We start from the raw sequence: 15,607 nt of genomic DNA on the forward strand, positions 1-15,607 counted from the left end.
ATTGGCTGCTTCTTCTTTTTTATCCAATAAAAATAGATATATTTGTTATCAAACGTAAACCAGTAGGAAATGGAAAGAAAAGAATTACATGACTTGCAGATTGAACTTCAGGACGATGTAGCTGAAGGAAACTACTCAAATCTTGCTATAATATCTCATTCAAGCTCGGAATTTATACTTGATTTTGTAAAGATTTTGCCAGGCTTAAAAAAAACAAAGGTGCAGACAAGAGTAATAATGGCTCCTGAACATGCAAAAAGATTGCTTTATGCACTTCAGGAGAACATAACCAGATATGAGAAAACATTTGGTGAAATACGAATGTCGCACCCTCAACGTGAAGATGATAATGAGACTTATATTCCCCCGATAGGTGGTTTCAAGGGAGAGGCTTAATTACATTTTCGAAGATATTTATATGCCTGTTATTCAAAAGTTTTTTTTGGATACAGGCATATTTTTATATATTAAAGGTATTGTTTATTAAAATGTTATTTGTAACTTTGCAGCCCAAAATGTATAGTTTTGGATGACTTTAGCATATTAATAAACAATATATAATAATTAAAAATCAAACAAAATGCCTACTATTCAACAATTAGTAAGAAAAGGAAGAGAGGTTTTGGTTGAGAAGAGTAAATCACCAGCACTAGACTCATGTCCACAGAGACGTGGTGTTTGTGTTCGTGTATATACTACAACTCCTAAGAAACCTAACTCAGCAATGCGTAAAGTTGCTCGTGTGCGTCTGACAAACTCTAAGGAAGTTAACTCATACATCCCAGGAGAAGGTCACAACTTGCAGGAGCACTCAATCGTTTTGGTACGTGGCGGTCGTGTTAAAGACCTTCCAGGTGTACGCTATCATATCGTTCGTGGTACATTGGATACAGCTGGAGTAGCTGGTCGTACTCAGAGACGTTCTAAGTATGGAGCTAAGCGTCCAAAACCAGGACAAGCACCTGCTACAAAAGGTAAGAAGTAATTCTTAAAAAAAAGAAAAATAGATTTTTTAATTACGTTTTGGTTTGTTGGATAAGCTTAAGGGTTGAGTAAATACTTCGGTGGAAGTGTTGAAGAAGACAAAGATGCAACCTCAAACAAAACATTATTTTCAATTAAAATGAGAAAAGCAAAACCAAAAAAACGTGTGATCCTTCCAGATCCAGTATTTAATGATCAGAAAGTTTCAAAGTTCGTTAACCATCTTATGTATGATGGAAAGAAGAATACTTCTTACGAAATTTTCTACGATTCATTAGAAGTCGTTAAAGCAAAACTTCCAAACGAAGAAAAATCTGCTTTGGAAATTTGGAAAAAAGCATTGGAGAATGTTACTCCACAGTTGGAGGTTAAGTCTCGCCGTGTAGGTGGAGCTACTTTCCAGGTTCCAACAGAAATCCGTCCTGACCGTAAGGAGTCAATTTCTATGAAGAATTTGATTTTATATGCTCGCAAACGTGGTGGCAAGTCTATGTCTGATAAATTGGCAGCTGAAATCATCGATGCTTTCAATGAACAAGGTGGCGCATATAAGCGTAAAGAAGATATGCACCGCATGGCAGAAGCTAACCGTGCATTTGCTCATTTCAGATTCTAATCAAGTAATAATATAAAAGAAAAGGATTAAAATGGCTAAACATGATTTGCATTTGACTCGTAATATTGGTATCATGGCTCACATCGATGCTGGTAAGACAACTACTTCTGAACGTATATTGTTCTACACTGGATTGACTCACAAAATCGGTGAGGTTCATGATGGTGCAGCTACAATGGACTGGATGGAGCAGGAGCAAGAGCGTGGTATTACTATTACATCTGCAGCTACAACTACTCGTTGGAAGTGGGATGGAAATACATATAAGATTAACTTGATTGATACTCCGGGACACGTTGACTTTACTGCTGAGGTAGAACGTTCATTGCGTGTTCTTGATGGTGCTGTTGCAACATATTGCGCTGTAGGTGGAGTTGAACCACAGTCAGAAACTGTTTGGCGTCAGGCTGACAAATATAATGTTCCTAGAATTGGTTATGTAAACAAGATGGACCGTTCTGGCGCTGACTTCTTTGAAGTTGTTCGCCAGATGAAGGACGTCCTAGGTGCTAACCCATGTCCTATTGTAATCCCTATCGGTGAAGAGGAAAGCTTTAAAGGTGTTGTTGACCTTATAAAGATGAAAGCTATCCTTTGGCATGATGAAACAATGGGTGCTGACTACTCAGAAGAGGATATTCCTGCTAATCTTGTTGATGAAGCAAATGAGTGGAAAGATAAACTTCTAGAAAAAGTAGCTGAATTTGATGAGGCTCTTATGGAAAAATTCTTTGATGATCCTTCACAGATCACAGAAGAAGAGGTTCTTAGAGCTTTGCGTGCCGGTACTCTTAAGATGGAAATCGTTCCTATGTTGTGTGGTTCTTCATTTAAGAATAAGGGTGTTCAGACTCTTATTGATTATGTATGTGCATTCTTGCCTTCTCCGCTTGACACACCAAATATTCAGGGAACTAACCCTTCAACTGGTGCTGAAGAAGATCGTTGCCCAGATGAGGACGATAAGACTGCAGCTCTTGCGTTCAAGATTGCAACCGACCCTTATGTTGGTCGTCTTACTTTCTTCCGCGTATACTCAGGTAAGATTGAATCTGGCTCATATATATACAACTCTCGCTCAGGAAAGAAAGAACGTGTATCACGTCTTTTCCAGATGCACTCAAACAAACAGAATCCTGTTGAAGTAATTGGAGCTGGTGATATTGGTGCAGGCGTTGGTTTTAAAGATATCCGTACTGGTGATACTTTGTGTGATGAGACAGCTCCTATAGTTCTTGAATCTATGGACTTCCCAGAACCAGTTATCGGTATCGCTATTGAGCCTAAGACTCAGAAAGACCTTGACAAACTTTCAACAGGTCTTGCTAAGCTTGCTGAAGAGGATCCAACATTCCGCGTTCACACTGATGAGCAGACAGGTCAGACAGTTATTGAAGGTATGGGTGAGCTTCACCTTGATATCATCATCGACCGTTTGAAACGTGAGTTCAAGGTTGAATGTAACCAAGGTCGTCCACAGGTAGCTTACAAAGAGGCTATCACTAAGACTGTTGAGCTTCGTGAAGTTTACAAGAAACAGTCAGGTGGTCGTGGTAAGTTTGCTGATATCATAGTAACAATCGGCCCAGTTGATGCTGATTATGCATTGGGTGGTCTTCAGTTTGTTGACGAGGTTAAGGGTGGTAATATCCCTAAAGAGTTTATCCCTTCAGTTCAGAAAGGTTTCAATACAGCTATGAAGAATGGTGTATTGGCTGGTTACCCTCTTGATTCTTTGAAGGTTGTTCTTAAAGATGGTTCTTTCCATCCAGTAGACTCTGACCAGTTGTCATTTGAGATCTGTGCTATCCAGGCATACAAGAATGCTTGTGCTAAGGCCGGTCCAGCTCTTATGGAGCCAATCATGAAACTCGAAGTTGTTACTCCTGAGGAGAACATGGGTGATGTGATCGGTGACTTGAATAAACGTCGTGGTCAGGTTGAAGGTATGGAGAACAGCCGTTCAGGTGCTCGTATCGTTAAAGCAAAAGTTCCATTGGCTGAAATGTTCGGTTATGTAACAGCTTTGCGTACAATCACTTCAGGTCGTGCTACATCTTCAATGACTTACGATCATCATGCACAGGTTTCTAGTTCAATTGCTAAGGCTGTACTTGAGGAAGTAAAAGGACGTACTGATTTAGTATAAAAAAATTAGGGGCGCCAGATTAGCGAATGACTCTTAATCTGCCCCCTTATTTATTATTAATAATTTTATAAATAAAACAATGAGTCAAAAAATTAGAATCAAACTCAAATCTTACGATCACAACTTGGTTGACAAGTCAGCTGAGAAAATCGTTAGAACAGTGAAGACTACAGGAGCTATTGTCAGTGGTCCAATTCCATTGCCAACTCACAAACGTATCTTCACAGTAAACCGTTCGACTTTCGTTAACAAGAAGTCACGTGAACAGTTCGAACTCTCTTCTTATAAGAGATTGATCGACATCTATAGCTCAACAGCTAAGACAGTAGATGCACTTATGAAGTTGGAGTTACCAAGTGGAGTAGAAGTAGAAATTAAAGTTTGATAAATTAAAAATTAACTGAAATGCCAGGATTATTAGGAAAGAAAATCGGAATGACATCCGTTTTCAGTGCTGATGGTAAGAATGTACCATGCACTGTTATCGAAGTTGGTCCTTGTGTGGTTACTCAGGTTAAAAATGTTGAGAAGGATGGTTATGCAGCTGTTCAGCTTGGTTTCCAAGAAAAGAAAGAGAAGCATACTACAAAACCTTTGATGGGACATTTTAAAAGAGCTGGAGTAACACCAAAGAGACACTTGGCCGAGTTCAAAGATTTTGGAAATGAGCTAAATTTGGGTGATACTTTAACAGTAGACTTTTTCAATGATGCAACATTTGTAGATGTTGTTGGAACTTCTAAAGGTAAAGGTTTCCAAGGTGTAGTTAAGAGACATGGTTTTGGTGGTGTAGGTCAGGCTACTCACGGTCAGCATAACCGCGCTCGTAAACCAGGTTCTATCGGTGCTTGTTCTTACCCAGCAAAAGTATTCAAAGGAATGCGCATGGGTGGTCAGCTAGGTGGCGATCGTGTTACTACACATAATTTACAAGTATTAAAAGTAATTTCGGAACATAACCTTCTTCTGATAAAGGGTTCTGTACCAGGTTGCAAAGGTTCAATCGTATTAATTGAAAAATAATGGAAGTTAACGTATATAACATTAAAGGTGAAGATACCGGAAGAAAGGTTACGTTAAACGAATCTGTCTTCGGAATTGAACCAAATGACCACGCTATCTATCTAGATGTAAAGCAGTTCTTGGCTAATCAACGTCAGGGAACTCACAAGTCAAAAGAGAGAAGCGAACTCAGTGGTTCTACTCGTAAATTAGGTCGTCAAAAAGGTGGTGGTGGTGCACGTCGTGGTGATATCAACTCTCCTGTTTTGGTAGGTGGTGCTCGTGTATTCGGTCCAAAACCACGTGACTATTGGTTCAAACTTAACAAGAAAGTTAAGGATTTAGCTCGTCGCTCTGCTTTATCTTATAAGGCTCAGGCTAATGCAATAACTGTAGTTGAAGACTTCTCATTTGAAGCTCCTAAAACTAAGGAATTTATTGCAATGGTAAATAATCTTAAAGTTGCAGATAAGAAATTGCTTTTAGTTTTGTCAGAAGCAGATAAAAACGTATATTTGTCGGCTCGTAACATTCAGCGTGCTAATGTTATACTTGCTTCTGCGTTAAATACTTACAAGGTATTGAATGCAGAATCTCTTGTTGTGACTGAAAGTTCACTGAAAGCTATTGATAATATCTTATCTTAATAAAAGGAGGCTTACATAATGAGTATTATTATTAAACCGTTAGTAACAGAAAAGATGACTGCAATGACCGAAAAGTTAAATCGTTTCGGTTTTATCGTGCGTCCTGAGGCTAACAAATTGGAAATTAAGAGAGAGATAGAAGGATTATATAATGTTACAGTAGTAGACATAAATACAATCAGATATTCTGGAAAGAATAAGAGCCGTTATACAAAATCTGGCTTGATCACTGGTCGTACAAATGCTTTCAAAAAGGCTATCGTGACATTAAAAGAAGGTGATACTATTGATTTTTATAGCAATATTTAAATAAGATGGCAGTACGTAAATTTAAGCCCACAACACCGGGGCAAAGACATAAAATTATTGGTACTTTTGAGGAAATTACTGCGTCAGTACCAGAAAAGTCTCTTGTTTTTGGTAAACGAGTAACTGGTGGCCGTAACAATGTAGGTAAGATGACAATGCGTTACCTTGGTGGCGGTCATAAGAGAAAATTCCGTTTAATTGACTTCAAGAGAAATAAGGACGGTGTCCCAGCAGTTGTTAAGACAATTGAATACGATCCAAATCGTTCGGCTCGTATCGCTTTGTTGTATTATGCTGATGGCGAAAAGAGATATATTATTGCTCCTAATGGATTGCAAGTTGGTAGTACTTTGTTGTCTGGAGCGACTGCAGCGCCTGAGATTGGTAATGCATTGCCGCTAGAAAACATCCCAGTTGGTACTGTAATTCACAACATTGAATTACGTCCAGGACAAGGTGCAGCTCTAGTTAGATCAGCTGGTAATTTTGCTCAGTTAACATCAAGAGAAGGTAAATACTGTGTTATCAAGTTGCCTTCAGGAGAGGTTAGACAAATACTTAGTTCATGTAAAGCTACTATTGGTAGCGTTGGAAACTCAGATCATGGATTGGAATCATCAGGCAAGGCTGGACGCTCTCGTTGGTTAGGACGTCGTCCTCACAACCGTGGTGTTGTTATGAACCCTGTTGATCACCCAATGGGTGGTGGTGAAGGCCGTCAGTCAGGAGGTCATCCAAGATCACGTACTGGATTGTATGCTAAGGGCTTGAAGACAAGAGCTCCTAAGAAACAATCTTCTAAGTATATTATTGAGAGAAGAAAGTAATAATTGATTAATTGAGTAAATTATGAGTCGTTCATTAAAAAAAGGTCCATATATCAACGTTAAGCTTGAAAGCAAAGTTCTTGCTATGAATGAAAGCGGCAAAAAGAATGTTGTTAAAACATGGGCTAGAGCTTCAATGATTTCCCCTGATTTTGTAGGGCATACAATTGCAGTTCATAACGGAAATAAATTTATTCCTGTTTATGTTACAGAAAACATGGTTGGTCATAAGTTAGGAGAATTTGCTCCAACTCGTACTTTCCGTGGTCATGCTGGAAATAAAAAAAGATAATCAGGAAAGTTTAAAGAAAAAAATAAAGTAATAAATAATGGGAGCAAGAAAAAAATATCGGCTGATAAAAGGAAAGAAGCCCTTAAGACCATGTATTTTGCAAAATTGCAGAATGTTCCTACTTCTCCACGTAAGATGCGCCTTGTGGCTGACATGATTCGTGGAATGGAAGTAAACCGTGCATTGGGTGTCTTGAAGTTCTCTTCTAAAGAAGCTTCTGCAAGAGTGGAAAAGCTTTTGCGCTCTGCTATTGCTAACTGGGAGCAGAAAAACGAACGAAAAGCAGAGAATGGTGAACTATTTGTAACTAAGGTTTTTGTTGATGGTGGTGCTATGCTGAAAAGAATGCGTCCAGCCCCACAGGGTAGAGGTTACCGAGTTCGCAAACGCTCAAATCATGTGACTCTGTTCGTTGATTCTAAAAATACTAATGATAATCAAAATTAAAACTAGATGGGACAAAAAGTTAATCCGATAAGCAACCGTTTAGGAATTATCAGAGGATGGGATTCTAATTGGTATGGTGGCAAAAACTACGGTGATTCTCTTTTGGAAGATAGTAAAATCCGTAAGTATTTAAGTGTCAGACTTGCTAAAGCAAGCGTATCACGTATTGTAATAGAACGTACATTGAAACTGGTTACAATAACTGTATGTACAGCACGTCCAGGTATTATCATTGGTAAAGGTGGCCAGGAAGTTGATAAACTTAAAGAAGAGTTGAAGAAAATAACTGACAAAGATATTCAGATCAATATCTTCGAAGTTAAGAGACCAGAATTAGACGCTGTTATTGTAGCAAACAATATAGCACGTCAGGTTGAAGGAAAAATAGCTTATCGCCGTGCCATTAAGATGGCTATCGCAAATACTATGCGTATGGGCGCTGAGGGAATCAAAGTTTTGATTTCAGGACGTTTAAATGGAGCTGAAATGGCTCGTTCTGAAATGTATAAGGAAGGAAGAACTCCATTACATACATTCCGTGCTGATATCGACTATTGTCATGCTGAAGCTTTGACAAAAGTTGGTTTGCTAGGTATTAAAGTGTGGATTTGCCGCGGTGAAGTTTTCGGAAAGAAAGAGTTGGCACCTAATTTTACTCAGACTAAAGAAAGTGGTCGCGGTGGAAATAGCAACAACGGCGGTAAGAACTTCAAAAGAAAGAAAAACAATCGCTAACGAATTTGAATTTTAGGAAATATGTTACAACCGAAAAAGACAAAATTCAGAAGACAGCAGAAGGGCCGTCAAAAAGGAATTGCTCAGAGAGGTAATCAATTGGCATTTGGTTCTTTTGGTATCAAATCTTTGGAGACAAAGTGGATTACAGGAAGACAAATTGAAGCTGCTCGTATTGCAGTGACAAGATATATGCAACGTCAAGGACAAATTTGGATTCGTATATTCCCTGATAAACCTATCACTCGTAAGCCAGCTGATGTGCGTATGGGTAAAGGTAAAGGTAGCCCTGAGGGCTTCGTAGCACCTGTTACACCAGGTCGCATCATTATCGAAGCAGAAGGTGTTCCTTTCGAAGTAGCTAAAGAGGCTTTGCGCTTAGCAGCTCAAAAACTCCCAGTTACTACTAAGTTTATAGTAAGACGTGATTATGACGCTCAAAATCAAAATGCTTAATTTATTATGAAAATTGCAGAAATTAGAGAAATAGCTACCAATGAATTGGCTGAAAGACTTGATTCTGAAGTTGCCAATTACAATCAGATGGTTTTAAATCATTCTATCTCTCCGCTGGATAATCCTGCACAGATTAAAAAATTACGCAGAACTATTGCGCGTATGAAAGCAGAATTACGACTGAGAGAACTTAACAATAAATAATAGTCCTCATGGAAGCTAGAAATTTAAGAAAAGAAAGAACGGGTGTTGTAGTAAGCAATAAGATGGATAAAACCATCACTGTTGCTTCTAAATTCAAAGAGAAACACCCTATATATGGTAAGTTCATTAGCAAGACTAAGAAATACCATGCTCATGATGAAAAGAACGAGAGCAATATCGGTGATAAAGTACTTATCATGGAAACTCGTCCTTTGAGCAAAACAAAGAGATGGAGATTGGTTGAAATAATCGAAAGAGCTAAGTAATTATGATACAAGCAGAATCCAGACTTACAGTATGTGACAACAGTGGTGCTAAAGAGGCTCTTTGTATTCGCGTTTTAGGCGGTACAAAGAGACGTTACGCCTCTGTCGGGGATGTAATTGTCGTTTCAGTAAAGAGCGTTATCCCCTCAAGTGATGTTAAAAAAGGTGCAGTGTCAAAGGCTTTGATAGTACGTACAAAGAAGGAAATCCGTCGTGCGGATGGTTCTTATATACGTTTTGATGATAATGCTTGCGTTCTATTGAACAACGCAGGTGAAATTAGAGGTAGCCGTATCTTCGGTCCAGTAGCAAGAGAATTGCGTACTGCAAACATGAAGGTAGTTTCATTAGCACCAGAAGTACTTTAATTTTGTAAAAGATTTAAGTAATGAGTAAATTACATATTAAAAAAGGCGATACAGTTTACGTAAACTCTGGTGAAGATAAAGGTAAAACTGGCCGCGTGTTAAAAGTTCTTGTAGAGAAAGGACGTGCACTTGTAGAGGGTATTAATATGGTATCTAAAAGTACTAAACCTAATGCAAAAAATCCTCAGGGAGGTATTGTTAAACAGGAAGCACCTATCCATATCTCAAACTTAAATGTGGTTGATCCTAAAACTGGAAAACCAACACGTGTGGGAAGAAGAGAAAGTTCTGATGGAAGAACATTTGTTCGTTATGCTAAAAAATCAGGAGAGGAGATTAAATAATGAGTAATACTGCTAGCCTTAAAAAAGAATATGCAGAGCGCATTGCTCCTGCATTAAAAGAACAGTTCCAGTATTCTTCAGCAATGCAAGTCCCAGTTCTAAAGAAGATTGTTATCAATCAAGGATTGGGTAGCGCAGTTGCAGACAAGAAGATTATTGAGGTTGCTATTAATGAGTTGACAGCAATTACAGGTCAGAAAGCCGTTGCTACTATCTCACGTAAAGATATCGCAAACTTCAAGTTGCGTAAAAAAATGCCTATTGGCGTTATGGTGACATTGCGTCGTGAGAGAATGTATGAATTCTTGGAAAAGCTCGTTCGTGTTGCTTTACCACGTATTCGTGACTTCAAAGGTATCGAAAGTAAATTTGACGGAAGAGGTAATTATACATTGGGTATCCAAGAGCAAATTATTTTTCCTGAAATAAATATCGATAGTATTAGTAAAATTCTCGGAATGAATATTACCTTTGTAACTTCTGCAAATACAGATGAAGAAGGTTATGCATTGTTGAAAGAATTTGGTTTACCATTTAAGAACTCTAAAAAAGACTAATATATTATGGCAAAAGAATCAATGAAAGCTCGTGAAGTAAAAAGAGCTAAACTTGTAGCCAAATATGCTGAAAAACGTGCTGCTTTGAAGAAGATTGTTCAGACAGGAGATCCTGCAGAAGCTTTTGAGGCTGCTCAAAAGCTACAGGCAATTCCAAAGAATGCTAATCCAATTCGTTTGCATAACCGTTGTAAGTTGACAGGTCGTCCAAAAGGTTATCTTCGTCAATTCGGAGTATCAAGAATCCAATTCAGAGAAATGGCTTCTAACGGACTAATACCAGGAGTAAAGAAAGCAAGCTGGTAACTTTTTTAAATATTGTCAGGGTTGTCCTGATTAATTTAATTTATAATATATGACAGATCCAATCGCAGATTATCTCACCAGGTTGAGAAATGCAATTAGTGCAAAGCACAGAATCGTTGAGGTCCCTGCCTCAAACTTGAAAAAGGAGATCACAAAGATTCTTTTTGACAAGGGTTATATCTTGAACTATAAGTTCTTGGAAGATGGCCCTCAAGGTACAATTAAAGTAGCTTTGAAGTACGATGCAGTTAACAAAGTTAACGCAATCAAAAAGCTTGAGAGAGTTTCTTCTCCAGGTATGCGTAAGTACACAGGCTATAAAGACATGCCGAGAGTTATTAATGGTTTAGGTATTGCTATAATATCTACTTCAAAAGGTGTAATGACAAATAAAGAGGCTGCTGACCTTAAAATAGGTGGTGAAGTTCTTTGTTATGTATATTAATAAGGAGGATAAGCAATGTCAAGAATAGGAAAATTACCCATTAATATACCTGCAGGCGTTACAGTAACAATGAAAGATAATACTGTAACAGTTAAAGGGCCTAAAGGTGAACTTACACAGTTTGTTGACCCTTCTATCGAAGTCGCTTTCGAAGAGGGACAAGTGGTGTTGAAAGAGAATGAAAATGCAATGCTCGATAACCCAAAGCAGAGACATGCGTTCCATGGCTTGTATCGTTCATTGTTGAATAATATGGTCGTTGGCGTATCTGAAGGTTACAAGAAAGAATTGGAATTAGTCGGAGTTGGTTACCGAGCTACAAGCAATGGTAACATTATCGATTTTGCTTTAGGCTATACTCACAATATCTTCTTCCAGTTACCTGAAGAGATCAAAGTTGAAACAAAGTCTGAAAGAAATAAGAATCCATTAATCATATTGGAATCTTGTGATAAGCAATTGCTTGGTCAGATTTGCTCTAAGATCCGCTCTTTCCGTAAGCCAGAACCTTATAAAGGTAAAGGTATTAAGTTTGTTGGCGAAGAAATTCGTAGAAAGTCTGGTAAATCAGCAGGCGCTAAATAATTTACATAAAATTGTATAATCATGACAACAAAAATAGAAAGACGTATTAAGATCAAATATAGAGTACGCAATAAGATTTCAGGTACTACTGAACGTCCGCGTATGAGTGTATTTAGAAGTAACAAGCAGATCTATGTTCAAGTTATAGATGACTTGTCTGGAAAGACTTTGGCGGCAGCTTCTTCTTTGGGAATGGAAGTTATGCCTAAAAAAGATCAGGCTGCTAAAGTTGGTGAACTGATTGCCAAAAAAGCTCAGGAAGCCGGTATTACGACTGTCGTATTCGACCGTAATGGTTACTTATATCATGGGAGAATCAAAGAAGTAGCTGATGCTGCTCGTAACGGTGGACTTAAATTTTAATAGATTATGGCAGTTAATAATAAAATCAAAATCACTAACGACATAGAGTTAAAAGATAGATTAGTTGCTATTAACCGTGTTACTAAAGTTACTAAGGGTGGTAGAACATTCAGTTTTTCTGCTATCGTAGTTGTTGGTAACGAAGACGGTATTATTGGTTGGGGACTAGGTAAGGCTGGTGAAGTTACAGCTGCTATCGCTAAAGGCGTTGAAGCTGCAAAGAAAAACCTTACTCGTGTACCAGTTCTTAAAGGAACTGTTCCTCATGAACAATCTGCTAAGTTTGGTGGTGCTGAGGTTTTCATTAAACCAGCATCAACAGGTACTGGAGTAGTAGCTGGTGGCGCTATGCGTGCCGTTCTTGAAAGCGTAGGAATTACTGATGTTCTTGCTAAGTCTAAAGGATCTTCAAATCCTCACAACTTGGTTAAGGCAACTATTCTTGCTCTAGGAGAGATGAGAGATGCTCGCATGGTTGCTCAGAACCGTGGAATAAGTATGGAAAAAGTATTTAGAGGATAAGGAGAATTTATATGGCAACTATAAAGATTAAACAAACTAAGAGTAGAATTGGTGCTCCAGCTGATCAGAAAAGAGTGCTAGATGCATTAGGACTTCATAAGATGAATCGAGTTGTTGAACGTGAAGCTACTCCTTCTATCCTAGGAATGGTAAATAAGGTTAAACACTTAGTTACAATCCTAGATTAATTCATTGTTAAAAAAAACTGATTACAATATGGATTTAAGTAATTTAAAACCTGCAGAAGGATCAACTCATTCAAGAAAAAGAATCGGTCGTGGACCAGGTTCTGGTTTGGGTGGTACTTCAACAAGAGGTCATAAAGGAGCGAAATCAAGATCAGGATACTCTAAAAAAATAGGTTTTGAAGGTGGTCAGATGCCTCTTCAACGTAGAGTTCCAAAATTTGGTTTTAAGAATATCAACCGCGTTGAATATAAAGCTATTAATCTTGACGTTATCGATGCTTTGGCAAAGAAAAACTCTTTGGCAAAGGTTGGAATTAATGACTTTGTTGAAGCTGGATACATATCTTCTAATCAATTAGTAAAAGTACTTGGTAACGGTAGCCTGTCAACAAAACTCGAGATTGAAGCTAATGCTTTCTCTAAGAGTGCTGTTGCTGCGATCGAAGCTATTGGTGGTAATGCGATAAAACTCTGATTCAATGAGAAAATCTATTGAAACATTAAAAAATATATGGAATATTGAGGATCTTAGAAAAAGGATCCTCATAACTATATTGTTTGTTGCAATTTATAGGTTTGGATCTTATGTGGTCCTACCGGGAATAAATCCTGCTATGTTAACACAATTGCATAAACAGACAAGTGAAGGTCTATTAGCCTTGTTAAACATGTTCTCTGGTGGAGCTTTTTCTAATGCATCTATTTTTGCATTAGGAATTATGCCTTATATCTCGGCATCAATCGTAATTCAACTATTAGCGATAGCCGTTCCTTACTTTCAAAAAATTCAACGTGAAGGTGAAAGTGGAAGGCGTAAGATAAATCAATATACTCGTATATTGACTATTGCCATTTTGGTTTTTCAAGCTCCGTCATATTTGCTTAACTTGAAGATGCAAGCTGGACCATCGCTTAATGCTTCATTAGATTGGACATTTTTCATAATTACTTCTACAATCATCCTAGCAGCAGGAAGTATGTTTATACTTTGGTTAGGTGAGAGAATTACAGACAAAGGAATCGGTAATGGTATATCATTCATAATATTGGTTGGTATCATCGCTCGTCTTCCTCAGTCTCTTTTCCAAGAAGTAGTGTCTCGCTTATCTTCTCCAGGTGCTGGAGGTATCGTGATGTTCTTGATAGAGATAGTCTTCCTACTTTTAGTTATTTCTGCTTCAATTCTTTTGGTACAAGGCGTTAGAAAAGTGCCAGTACAATATGCAAAAAGAATAGTCGGTAACAAACAATATGGTGGTGCAAGACAGTATATACCTTTGAAAGTAAATGCGGCTAATGTAATGCCTATCATTTTTGCTCAGGCTATTATGTTTATACCTATCACTATTGTAGGTTTCTCTAATGTATCAACTGCAAGTGGGGTAACTCAGCAATTGGTTGATCACACTAGTTTACTATATAATGTGGTATTCGCTTTACTGATAATTGTATTTACCTATTTCTATACGGCAATTACAATTAATCCTACACAGATGTCTGAAGATATGAAGAGAAATAATGGTTTTATTCCAGGTATCAAACCAGGAAAAGATACTGCTGAGTATATCGATGCTATCATGTCTCGTATTACTTTACCAGGATCTATGTTTTTGGCAATTGTAGCTATTATGCCCGCTTTTGCAGGTGTTTTTGGAGTAAAAGCAGAGTTTGCTCAATTCTTCGGAGGAACATCACTCTTGATTCTTGTCGGTGTTGTATTGGATACATTACAACAAGTAGAAAGCCATTTATTGATGCGTCATTATGATGGACTTCTTAATTCCGGTAGAATTAGAGGCCGTAACGGTGTTGCAGCATATTAATCAGTCAGAGAATGATATTTCTTAAGACAGATGATGAAATAGAACTACTTCGGCAGAGTAACCAACTCGTTGGTAAAACTCTCGCCGAAATAGCTAAAATTATCAAACCAGGTATCACAACCTTGGAACTTGATAAGGTAGCAGAAGAATTTATAAGAGATAATGGGGCTATACCTACATTCAAAGGTTTTCCAAACCCTTATGGAGGCCCATTCCCAAATTCAATATGCACCTCAGTCAATGATCAGGTTGTACATGGTATACCAAATAACATTCCGCTTAAGGATGGAGATATTGTTTCGGTTGATTGTGGAACGTTGTTAAATGGTTTTTGTGGAGATTCAGCTTATACGTTTTGTGTCGGTGAAGTAGCACCTGAGGTGGTGAAACTTCTTAAGACAACAAAAGAGTCTCTTTACTTAGGTATAGAGAATGCTGTTCACGGCAAACGTATAGGTGATATCGGATATGCAATTCAGAGTTATTGTGAAAGTAACTCTTATGGTGTAGTCCGAGAATTTATCGGTCATGGTATCGGTAAAGATATGCATGAAGATCCACAAGTACCAAACTATGGAAAAAGAGGATATGGCACGCAGTTGAAAAAAGGTATGTGCATAGCTATCGAACCGATGATTACACTAGGTGATCGTCAGATAGTAATGGAGAGAGATGGATGGAGCGTACGAACTAGAGATAGGAAATGCGCTGCGCATTTTGAACATACAGTTGCCATAGGAGTTGGTAAGGCAACGATTTTATCATCATTTGAGTTTATAGAACAAGTATTAGGAGATAAAGCAATTTAATATGGCTAAGCAATCCGCAATAGAGCAAGATGGAGTAATAATAGAGGCATTGTCAAATGCAATGTTTAGAGTAGAATTGGATAATGGTCATGAAATTACTGCCCATATATCTGGTAAAATGAGAATGCATTACATTAAAATATTGCCTGGAGATAAGGTTAGAGTTGAGATGTCACCTTATGACTTATCTAAAGGAAGGATAGTTTTTAGATACAAATAAAAAATTAAGATATGAAAGTAAGAGCATCATTAAAGAAACGTACAGCGGAATGCAAGATCGTAAGACGCAATGGCTGTTTGTATGTTATTAACAAGAAAAATCCTAAGTATAAACAACGTCAAGGATAATTTATTATTTTTGCA

General features: G+C 37.9%; 29 protein-coding genes. All 29 read left to right on the forward strand.

Going from position 1 to position 15,607, the window contains the following annotated elements:
* The first annotated feature begins 69 nt into the window (after positions 1–69).
* The 29 genes from JCM15092_RS02270 to rpmJ all read left to right on the forward strand — a co-directional run bounded on the left by JCM15092_RS02270 (position 70) and on the right by rpmJ (position 15,592).
* On the forward strand, positions 70–396 hold the full coding sequence (locus JCM15092_RS02270) for a DUF3467 domain-containing protein (protein WP_024993230.1): 327 nt from the start codon (positions 70–72) through the stop codon (positions 394–396).
* 184 nt (positions 397–580) lie between these two features.
* Positions 581–985, forward strand: a complete 405-nt coding sequence (rpsL, locus tag JCM15092_RS02275; protein ID WP_024993231.1) for a 30S ribosomal protein S12 — start codon at positions 581–583, stop codon at positions 983–985.
* A gap of 138 nt (positions 986–1,123) precedes the next feature.
* A complete protein-coding gene (rpsG, locus tag JCM15092_RS02280; RefSeq protein WP_024993232.1) occupies positions 1,124–1,600 on the forward strand; it encodes a 30S ribosomal protein S7 in 477 nt (158 codons plus the stop codon).
* Between the two features lie 31 nt (positions 1,601–1,631).
* The gene (gene fusA, locus JCM15092_RS02285; RefSeq protein WP_024993233.1) at positions 1,632–3,749 is read left to right on the forward strand and encodes an elongation factor G; all 2,118 of its coding nucleotides are present in this window, start codon (positions 1,632–1,634) and stop codon (positions 3,747–3,749) included.
* A 79-nt stretch (positions 3,750–3,828) separates the two neighbouring features.
* Positions 3,829–4,134 (forward strand): 30S ribosomal protein S10, encoded by a 306-nt coding sequence (gene rpsJ, locus JCM15092_RS02290; protein ID WP_004291244.1) that lies wholly within the window; start codon positions 3,829–3,831, stop codon positions 4,132–4,134.
* A gap of 20 nt (positions 4,135–4,154) precedes the next feature.
* On the forward strand, positions 4,155–4,772 hold the full coding sequence (gene rplC / locus JCM15092_RS02295) for a 50S ribosomal protein L3 (RefSeq protein ID WP_024993234.1): 618 nt from the start codon (positions 4,155–4,157) through the stop codon (positions 4,770–4,772).
* Entirely contained in the window at positions 4,772–5,398 is a 627-nt protein-coding gene (gene rplD / locus JCM15092_RS02300) for a 50S ribosomal protein L4 (protein WP_024993235.1), read from the forward strand. The genes rplC and rplD overlap by 1 nt, the downstream gene beginning before the upstream one ends.
* Positions 5,399–5,416: 18 nt before the next feature.
* On the forward strand, positions 5,417–5,707 hold the full coding sequence (gene rplW / locus JCM15092_RS02305) for a 50S ribosomal protein L23 (RefSeq protein WP_024993236.1): 291 nt from the start codon (positions 5,417–5,419) through the stop codon (positions 5,705–5,707).
* 5 nt (positions 5,708–5,712) lie between these two features.
* Complete coding sequence (gene rplB / locus JCM15092_RS02310) at positions 5,713–6,534, forward strand: 50S ribosomal protein L2 (protein WP_024993237.1); 822 nt, start codon at positions 5,713–5,715, stop codon at positions 6,532–6,534.
* Between the two features lie 22 nt (positions 6,535–6,556).
* Positions 6,557–6,826 (forward strand): 30S ribosomal protein S19, encoded by a 270-nt coding sequence (rpsS, locus tag JCM15092_RS02315; RefSeq protein ID WP_024993238.1) that lies wholly within the window; start codon positions 6,557–6,559, stop codon positions 6,824–6,826.
* Positions 6,827–6,916: 90 nt separating this feature from the next.
* Positions 6,917–7,273, forward strand: a complete 357-nt coding sequence (rplV, locus tag JCM15092_RS02320; RefSeq protein WP_024993239.1) for a 50S ribosomal protein L22 — start codon at positions 6,917–6,919, stop codon at positions 7,271–7,273.
* A gap of 6 nt (positions 7,274–7,279) precedes the next feature.
* Positions 7,280–8,008 carry a 30S ribosomal protein S3 gene (gene rpsC / locus JCM15092_RS02325; RefSeq protein WP_024993240.1) on the forward strand — a complete coding sequence of 243 codons (729 nt, stop codon included), beginning with the start codon at positions 7,280–7,282 and terminating at the stop codon, positions 8,006–8,008.
* A 21-nt stretch (positions 8,009–8,029) separates the two neighbouring features.
* On the forward strand, positions 8,030–8,464 hold the full coding sequence (gene rplP, locus JCM15092_RS02330) for a 50S ribosomal protein L16 (protein WP_024993241.1): 435 nt from the start codon (positions 8,030–8,032) through the stop codon (positions 8,462–8,464).
* A gap of 6 nt (positions 8,465–8,470) precedes the next feature.
* A complete protein-coding gene (gene rpmC, locus JCM15092_RS02335; protein ID WP_024993242.1) occupies positions 8,471–8,668 on the forward strand; it encodes a 50S ribosomal protein L29 in 198 nt (65 codons plus the stop codon).
* A gap of 8 nt (positions 8,669–8,676) precedes the next feature.
* Positions 8,677–8,934, forward strand: a complete 258-nt coding sequence (gene rpsQ / locus JCM15092_RS02340; RefSeq protein WP_024993243.1) for a 30S ribosomal protein S17 — start codon at positions 8,677–8,679, stop codon at positions 8,932–8,934.
* Positions 8,935–8,936: 2 nt separating this feature from the next.
* Positions 8,937–9,302: a 50S ribosomal protein L14 gene (gene rplN, locus JCM15092_RS02345; RefSeq protein ID WP_024993244.1), complete on the forward strand. Its 366-nt coding sequence runs from the start codon at positions 8,937–8,939 to the stop codon at positions 9,300–9,302.
* A gap of 20 nt (positions 9,303–9,322) precedes the next feature.
* Positions 9,323–9,646, forward strand: coding sequence for a 50S ribosomal protein L24 (gene rplX / locus JCM15092_RS02350; protein ID WP_024993245.1), 324 nt, complete (start codon positions 9,323–9,325; stop codon positions 9,644–9,646).
* Positions 9,646–10,203: a 50S ribosomal protein L5 gene (gene rplE, locus JCM15092_RS02355; RefSeq protein WP_024993246.1), complete on the forward strand. Its 558-nt coding sequence runs from the start codon at positions 9,646–9,648 to the stop codon at positions 10,201–10,203. Before rplX ends, rplE begins: the two co-directional genes overlap by 1 nt.
* 6 nt (positions 10,204–10,209) lie before the next feature.
* Positions 10,210–10,509, forward strand: coding sequence for a 30S ribosomal protein S14 (gene rpsN, locus JCM15092_RS02360; protein WP_024993247.1), 300 nt, complete (start codon positions 10,210–10,212; stop codon positions 10,507–10,509).
* Between the two features lie 49 nt (positions 10,510–10,558).
* Complete coding sequence (gene rpsH, locus JCM15092_RS02365; protein ID WP_024993248.1) at positions 10,559–10,954, forward strand: 30S ribosomal protein S8; 396 nt, start codon at positions 10,559–10,561, stop codon at positions 10,952–10,954.
* Positions 10,955–10,969: 15 nt separating this feature from the next.
* Complete coding sequence (gene rplF / locus JCM15092_RS02370) at positions 10,970–11,539, forward strand: 50S ribosomal protein L6 (RefSeq protein ID WP_024993249.1); 570 nt, start codon at positions 10,970–10,972, stop codon at positions 11,537–11,539.
* Between the two features lie 21 nt (positions 11,540–11,560).
* Positions 11,561–11,902: a 50S ribosomal protein L18 gene (rplR, locus tag JCM15092_RS02375; RefSeq protein ID WP_024993250.1), complete on the forward strand. Its 342-nt coding sequence runs from the start codon at positions 11,561–11,563 to the stop codon at positions 11,900–11,902.
* Positions 11,903–11,908: 6 nt separating this feature from the next.
* Positions 11,909–12,424: a 30S ribosomal protein S5 gene (rpsE, locus tag JCM15092_RS02380; protein WP_024993251.1), complete on the forward strand. Its 516-nt coding sequence runs from the start codon at positions 11,909–11,911 to the stop codon at positions 12,422–12,424.
* Between the two features lie 11 nt (positions 12,425–12,435).
* Complete coding sequence (gene rpmD / locus JCM15092_RS02385) at positions 12,436–12,612, forward strand: 50S ribosomal protein L30 (protein ID WP_024993252.1); 177 nt, start codon at positions 12,436–12,438, stop codon at positions 12,610–12,612.
* Between the two features lie 28 nt (positions 12,613–12,640).
* Positions 12,641–13,087: a 50S ribosomal protein L15 gene (gene rplO, locus JCM15092_RS02390; RefSeq protein ID WP_024993253.1), complete on the forward strand. Its 447-nt coding sequence runs from the start codon at positions 12,641–12,643 to the stop codon at positions 13,085–13,087.
* 4 nt (positions 13,088–13,091) lie between these two features.
* Positions 13,092–14,435, forward strand: coding sequence for a preprotein translocase subunit SecY (gene secY, locus JCM15092_RS02395; protein WP_024993254.1), 1,344 nt, complete (start codon positions 13,092–13,094; stop codon positions 14,433–14,435).
* Positions 14,436–14,446: 11 nt separating this feature from the next.
* Positions 14,447–15,244 carry a type I methionyl aminopeptidase gene (gene map / locus JCM15092_RS02400; RefSeq protein WP_024993255.1) on the forward strand — a complete coding sequence of 266 codons (798 nt, stop codon included), beginning with the start codon at positions 14,447–14,449 and terminating at the stop codon, positions 15,242–15,244.
* 1 nt (position 15,245) lies between these two features.
* The gene (infA, locus tag JCM15092_RS02405; RefSeq protein WP_024993256.1) at positions 15,246–15,464 is read left to right on the forward strand and encodes a translation initiation factor IF-1; all 219 of its coding nucleotides are present in this window, start codon (positions 15,246–15,248) and stop codon (positions 15,462–15,464) included.
* Positions 15,465–15,475: 11 nt separating this feature from the next.
* Positions 15,476–15,592 carry a 50S ribosomal protein L36 gene (rpmJ, locus tag JCM15092_RS16780; protein ID WP_084488411.1) on the forward strand — a complete coding sequence of 39 codons (117 nt, stop codon included), beginning with the start codon at positions 15,476–15,478 and terminating at the stop codon, positions 15,590–15,592.
* The last annotated feature ends 15 nt before the right edge of the window (positions 15,593–15,607 follow it).

The organism is Phocaeicola paurosaccharolyticus JCM 15092 (genome assembly GCF_000613805.1).
In the GTDB taxonomy this organism is placed as follows: domain Bacteria; phylum Bacteroidota; class Bacteroidia; order Bacteroidales; family Bacteroidaceae; genus Phocaeicola; species Phocaeicola paurosaccharolyticus.

Excerpts from the sequence above, each read along its gene's own strand:
- rpsN (WP_024993247.1), top strand. The coding sequence starts at position 10,210 with ATGGCAAAAGAATCAATGAAAGCTCGTGAAGTAAAAAGAGCTAAACTT.
- rpmD (WP_024993252.1), top strand. The coding sequence starts at position 12,436 with ATGGCAACTATAAAGATTAAACAAACTAAGAGTAGAATTGGTGCTCCA.
- rplB (WP_024993237.1), top strand. The coding sequence starts at position 5,713 with ATGGCAGTACGTAAATTTAAGCCCACAACACCGGGGCAAAGACATAAA.
- rplV (WP_024993239.1), top strand. The coding sequence starts at position 6,917 with ATGTATTTTGCAAAATTGCAGAATGTTCCTACTTCTCCACGTAAGATG.
- map (WP_024993255.1), top strand. The coding sequence starts at position 14,447 with ATGATATTTCTTAAGACAGATGATGAAATAGAACTACTTCGGCAGAGT.
- rplO (WP_024993253.1), top strand. The coding sequence starts at position 12,641 with ATGGATTTAAGTAATTTAAAACCTGCAGAAGGATCAACTCATTCAAGA.
- rplP (WP_024993241.1), top strand. The coding sequence starts at position 8,030 with ATGTTACAACCGAAAAAGACAAAATTCAGAAGACAGCAGAAGGGCCGT.
- rpmC (WP_024993242.1), top strand. The coding sequence starts at position 8,471 with ATGAAAATTGCAGAAATTAGAGAAATAGCTACCAATGAATTGGCTGAA.
- JCM15092_RS02270 (WP_024993230.1), top strand. The coding sequence starts at position 70 with ATGGAAAGAAAAGAATTACATGACTTGCAGATTGAACTTCAGGACGAT.
- rpsJ (WP_004291244.1), top strand. The coding sequence starts at position 3,829 with ATGAGTCAAAAAATTAGAATCAAACTCAAATCTTACGATCACAACTTG.
- rpsG (WP_024993232.1), top strand. The coding sequence starts at position 1,124 with ATGAGAAAAGCAAAACCAAAAAAACGTGTGATCCTTCCAGATCCAGTA.
- infA (WP_024993256.1), top strand. The coding sequence starts at position 15,246 with ATGGCTAAGCAATCCGCAATAGAGCAAGATGGAGTAATAATAGAGGCA.
- rpsH (WP_024993248.1), top strand. The coding sequence starts at position 10,559 with ATGACAGATCCAATCGCAGATTATCTCACCAGGTTGAGAAATGCAATT.
- rplR (WP_024993250.1), top strand. The coding sequence starts at position 11,561 with ATGACAACAAAAATAGAAAGACGTATTAAGATCAAATATAGAGTACGC.
- secY (WP_024993254.1), top strand. The coding sequence starts at position 13,092 with ATGAGAAAATCTATTGAAACATTAAAAAATATATGGAATATTGAGGAT.
- rpmJ (WP_084488411.1), top strand. The coding sequence starts at position 15,476 with ATGAAAGTAAGAGCATCATTAAAGAAACGTACAGCGGAATGCAAGATC.
- rpsL (WP_024993231.1), top strand. The coding sequence starts at position 581 with ATGCCTACTATTCAACAATTAGTAAGAAAAGGAAGAGAGGTTTTGGTT.
- fusA (WP_024993233.1), top strand. The coding sequence starts at position 1,632 with ATGGCTAAACATGATTTGCATTTGACTCGTAATATTGGTATCATGGCT.
- rplW (WP_024993236.1), top strand. The coding sequence starts at position 5,417 with ATGAGTATTATTATTAAACCGTTAGTAACAGAAAAGATGACTGCAATG.
- rplC (WP_024993234.1), top strand. The coding sequence starts at position 4,155 with ATGCCAGGATTATTAGGAAAGAAAATCGGAATGACATCCGTTTTCAGT.
- rpsE (WP_024993251.1), top strand. The coding sequence starts at position 11,909 with ATGGCAGTTAATAATAAAATCAAAATCACTAACGACATAGAGTTAAAA.
- rplE (WP_024993246.1), top strand. The coding sequence starts at position 9,646 with ATGAGTAATACTGCTAGCCTTAAAAAAGAATATGCAGAGCGCATTGCT.
- rplX (WP_024993245.1), top strand. The coding sequence starts at position 9,323 with ATGAGTAAATTACATATTAAAAAAGGCGATACAGTTTACGTAAACTCT.
- rpsQ (WP_024993243.1), top strand. The coding sequence starts at position 8,677 with ATGGAAGCTAGAAATTTAAGAAAAGAAAGAACGGGTGTTGTAGTAAGC.
- rplF (WP_024993249.1), top strand. The coding sequence starts at position 10,970 with ATGTCAAGAATAGGAAAATTACCCATTAATATACCTGCAGGCGTTACA.
- rplN (WP_024993244.1), top strand. The coding sequence starts at position 8,937 with ATGATACAAGCAGAATCCAGACTTACAGTATGTGACAACAGTGGTGCT.
- rplD (WP_024993235.1), top strand. The coding sequence starts at position 4,772 with ATGGAAGTTAACGTATATAACATTAAAGGTGAAGATACCGGAAGAAAG.
- rpsS (WP_024993238.1), top strand. The coding sequence starts at position 6,557 with ATGAGTCGTTCATTAAAAAAAGGTCCATATATCAACGTTAAGCTTGAA.
- rpsC (WP_024993240.1), top strand. The coding sequence starts at position 7,280 with ATGGGACAAAAAGTTAATCCGATAAGCAACCGTTTAGGAATTATCAGA.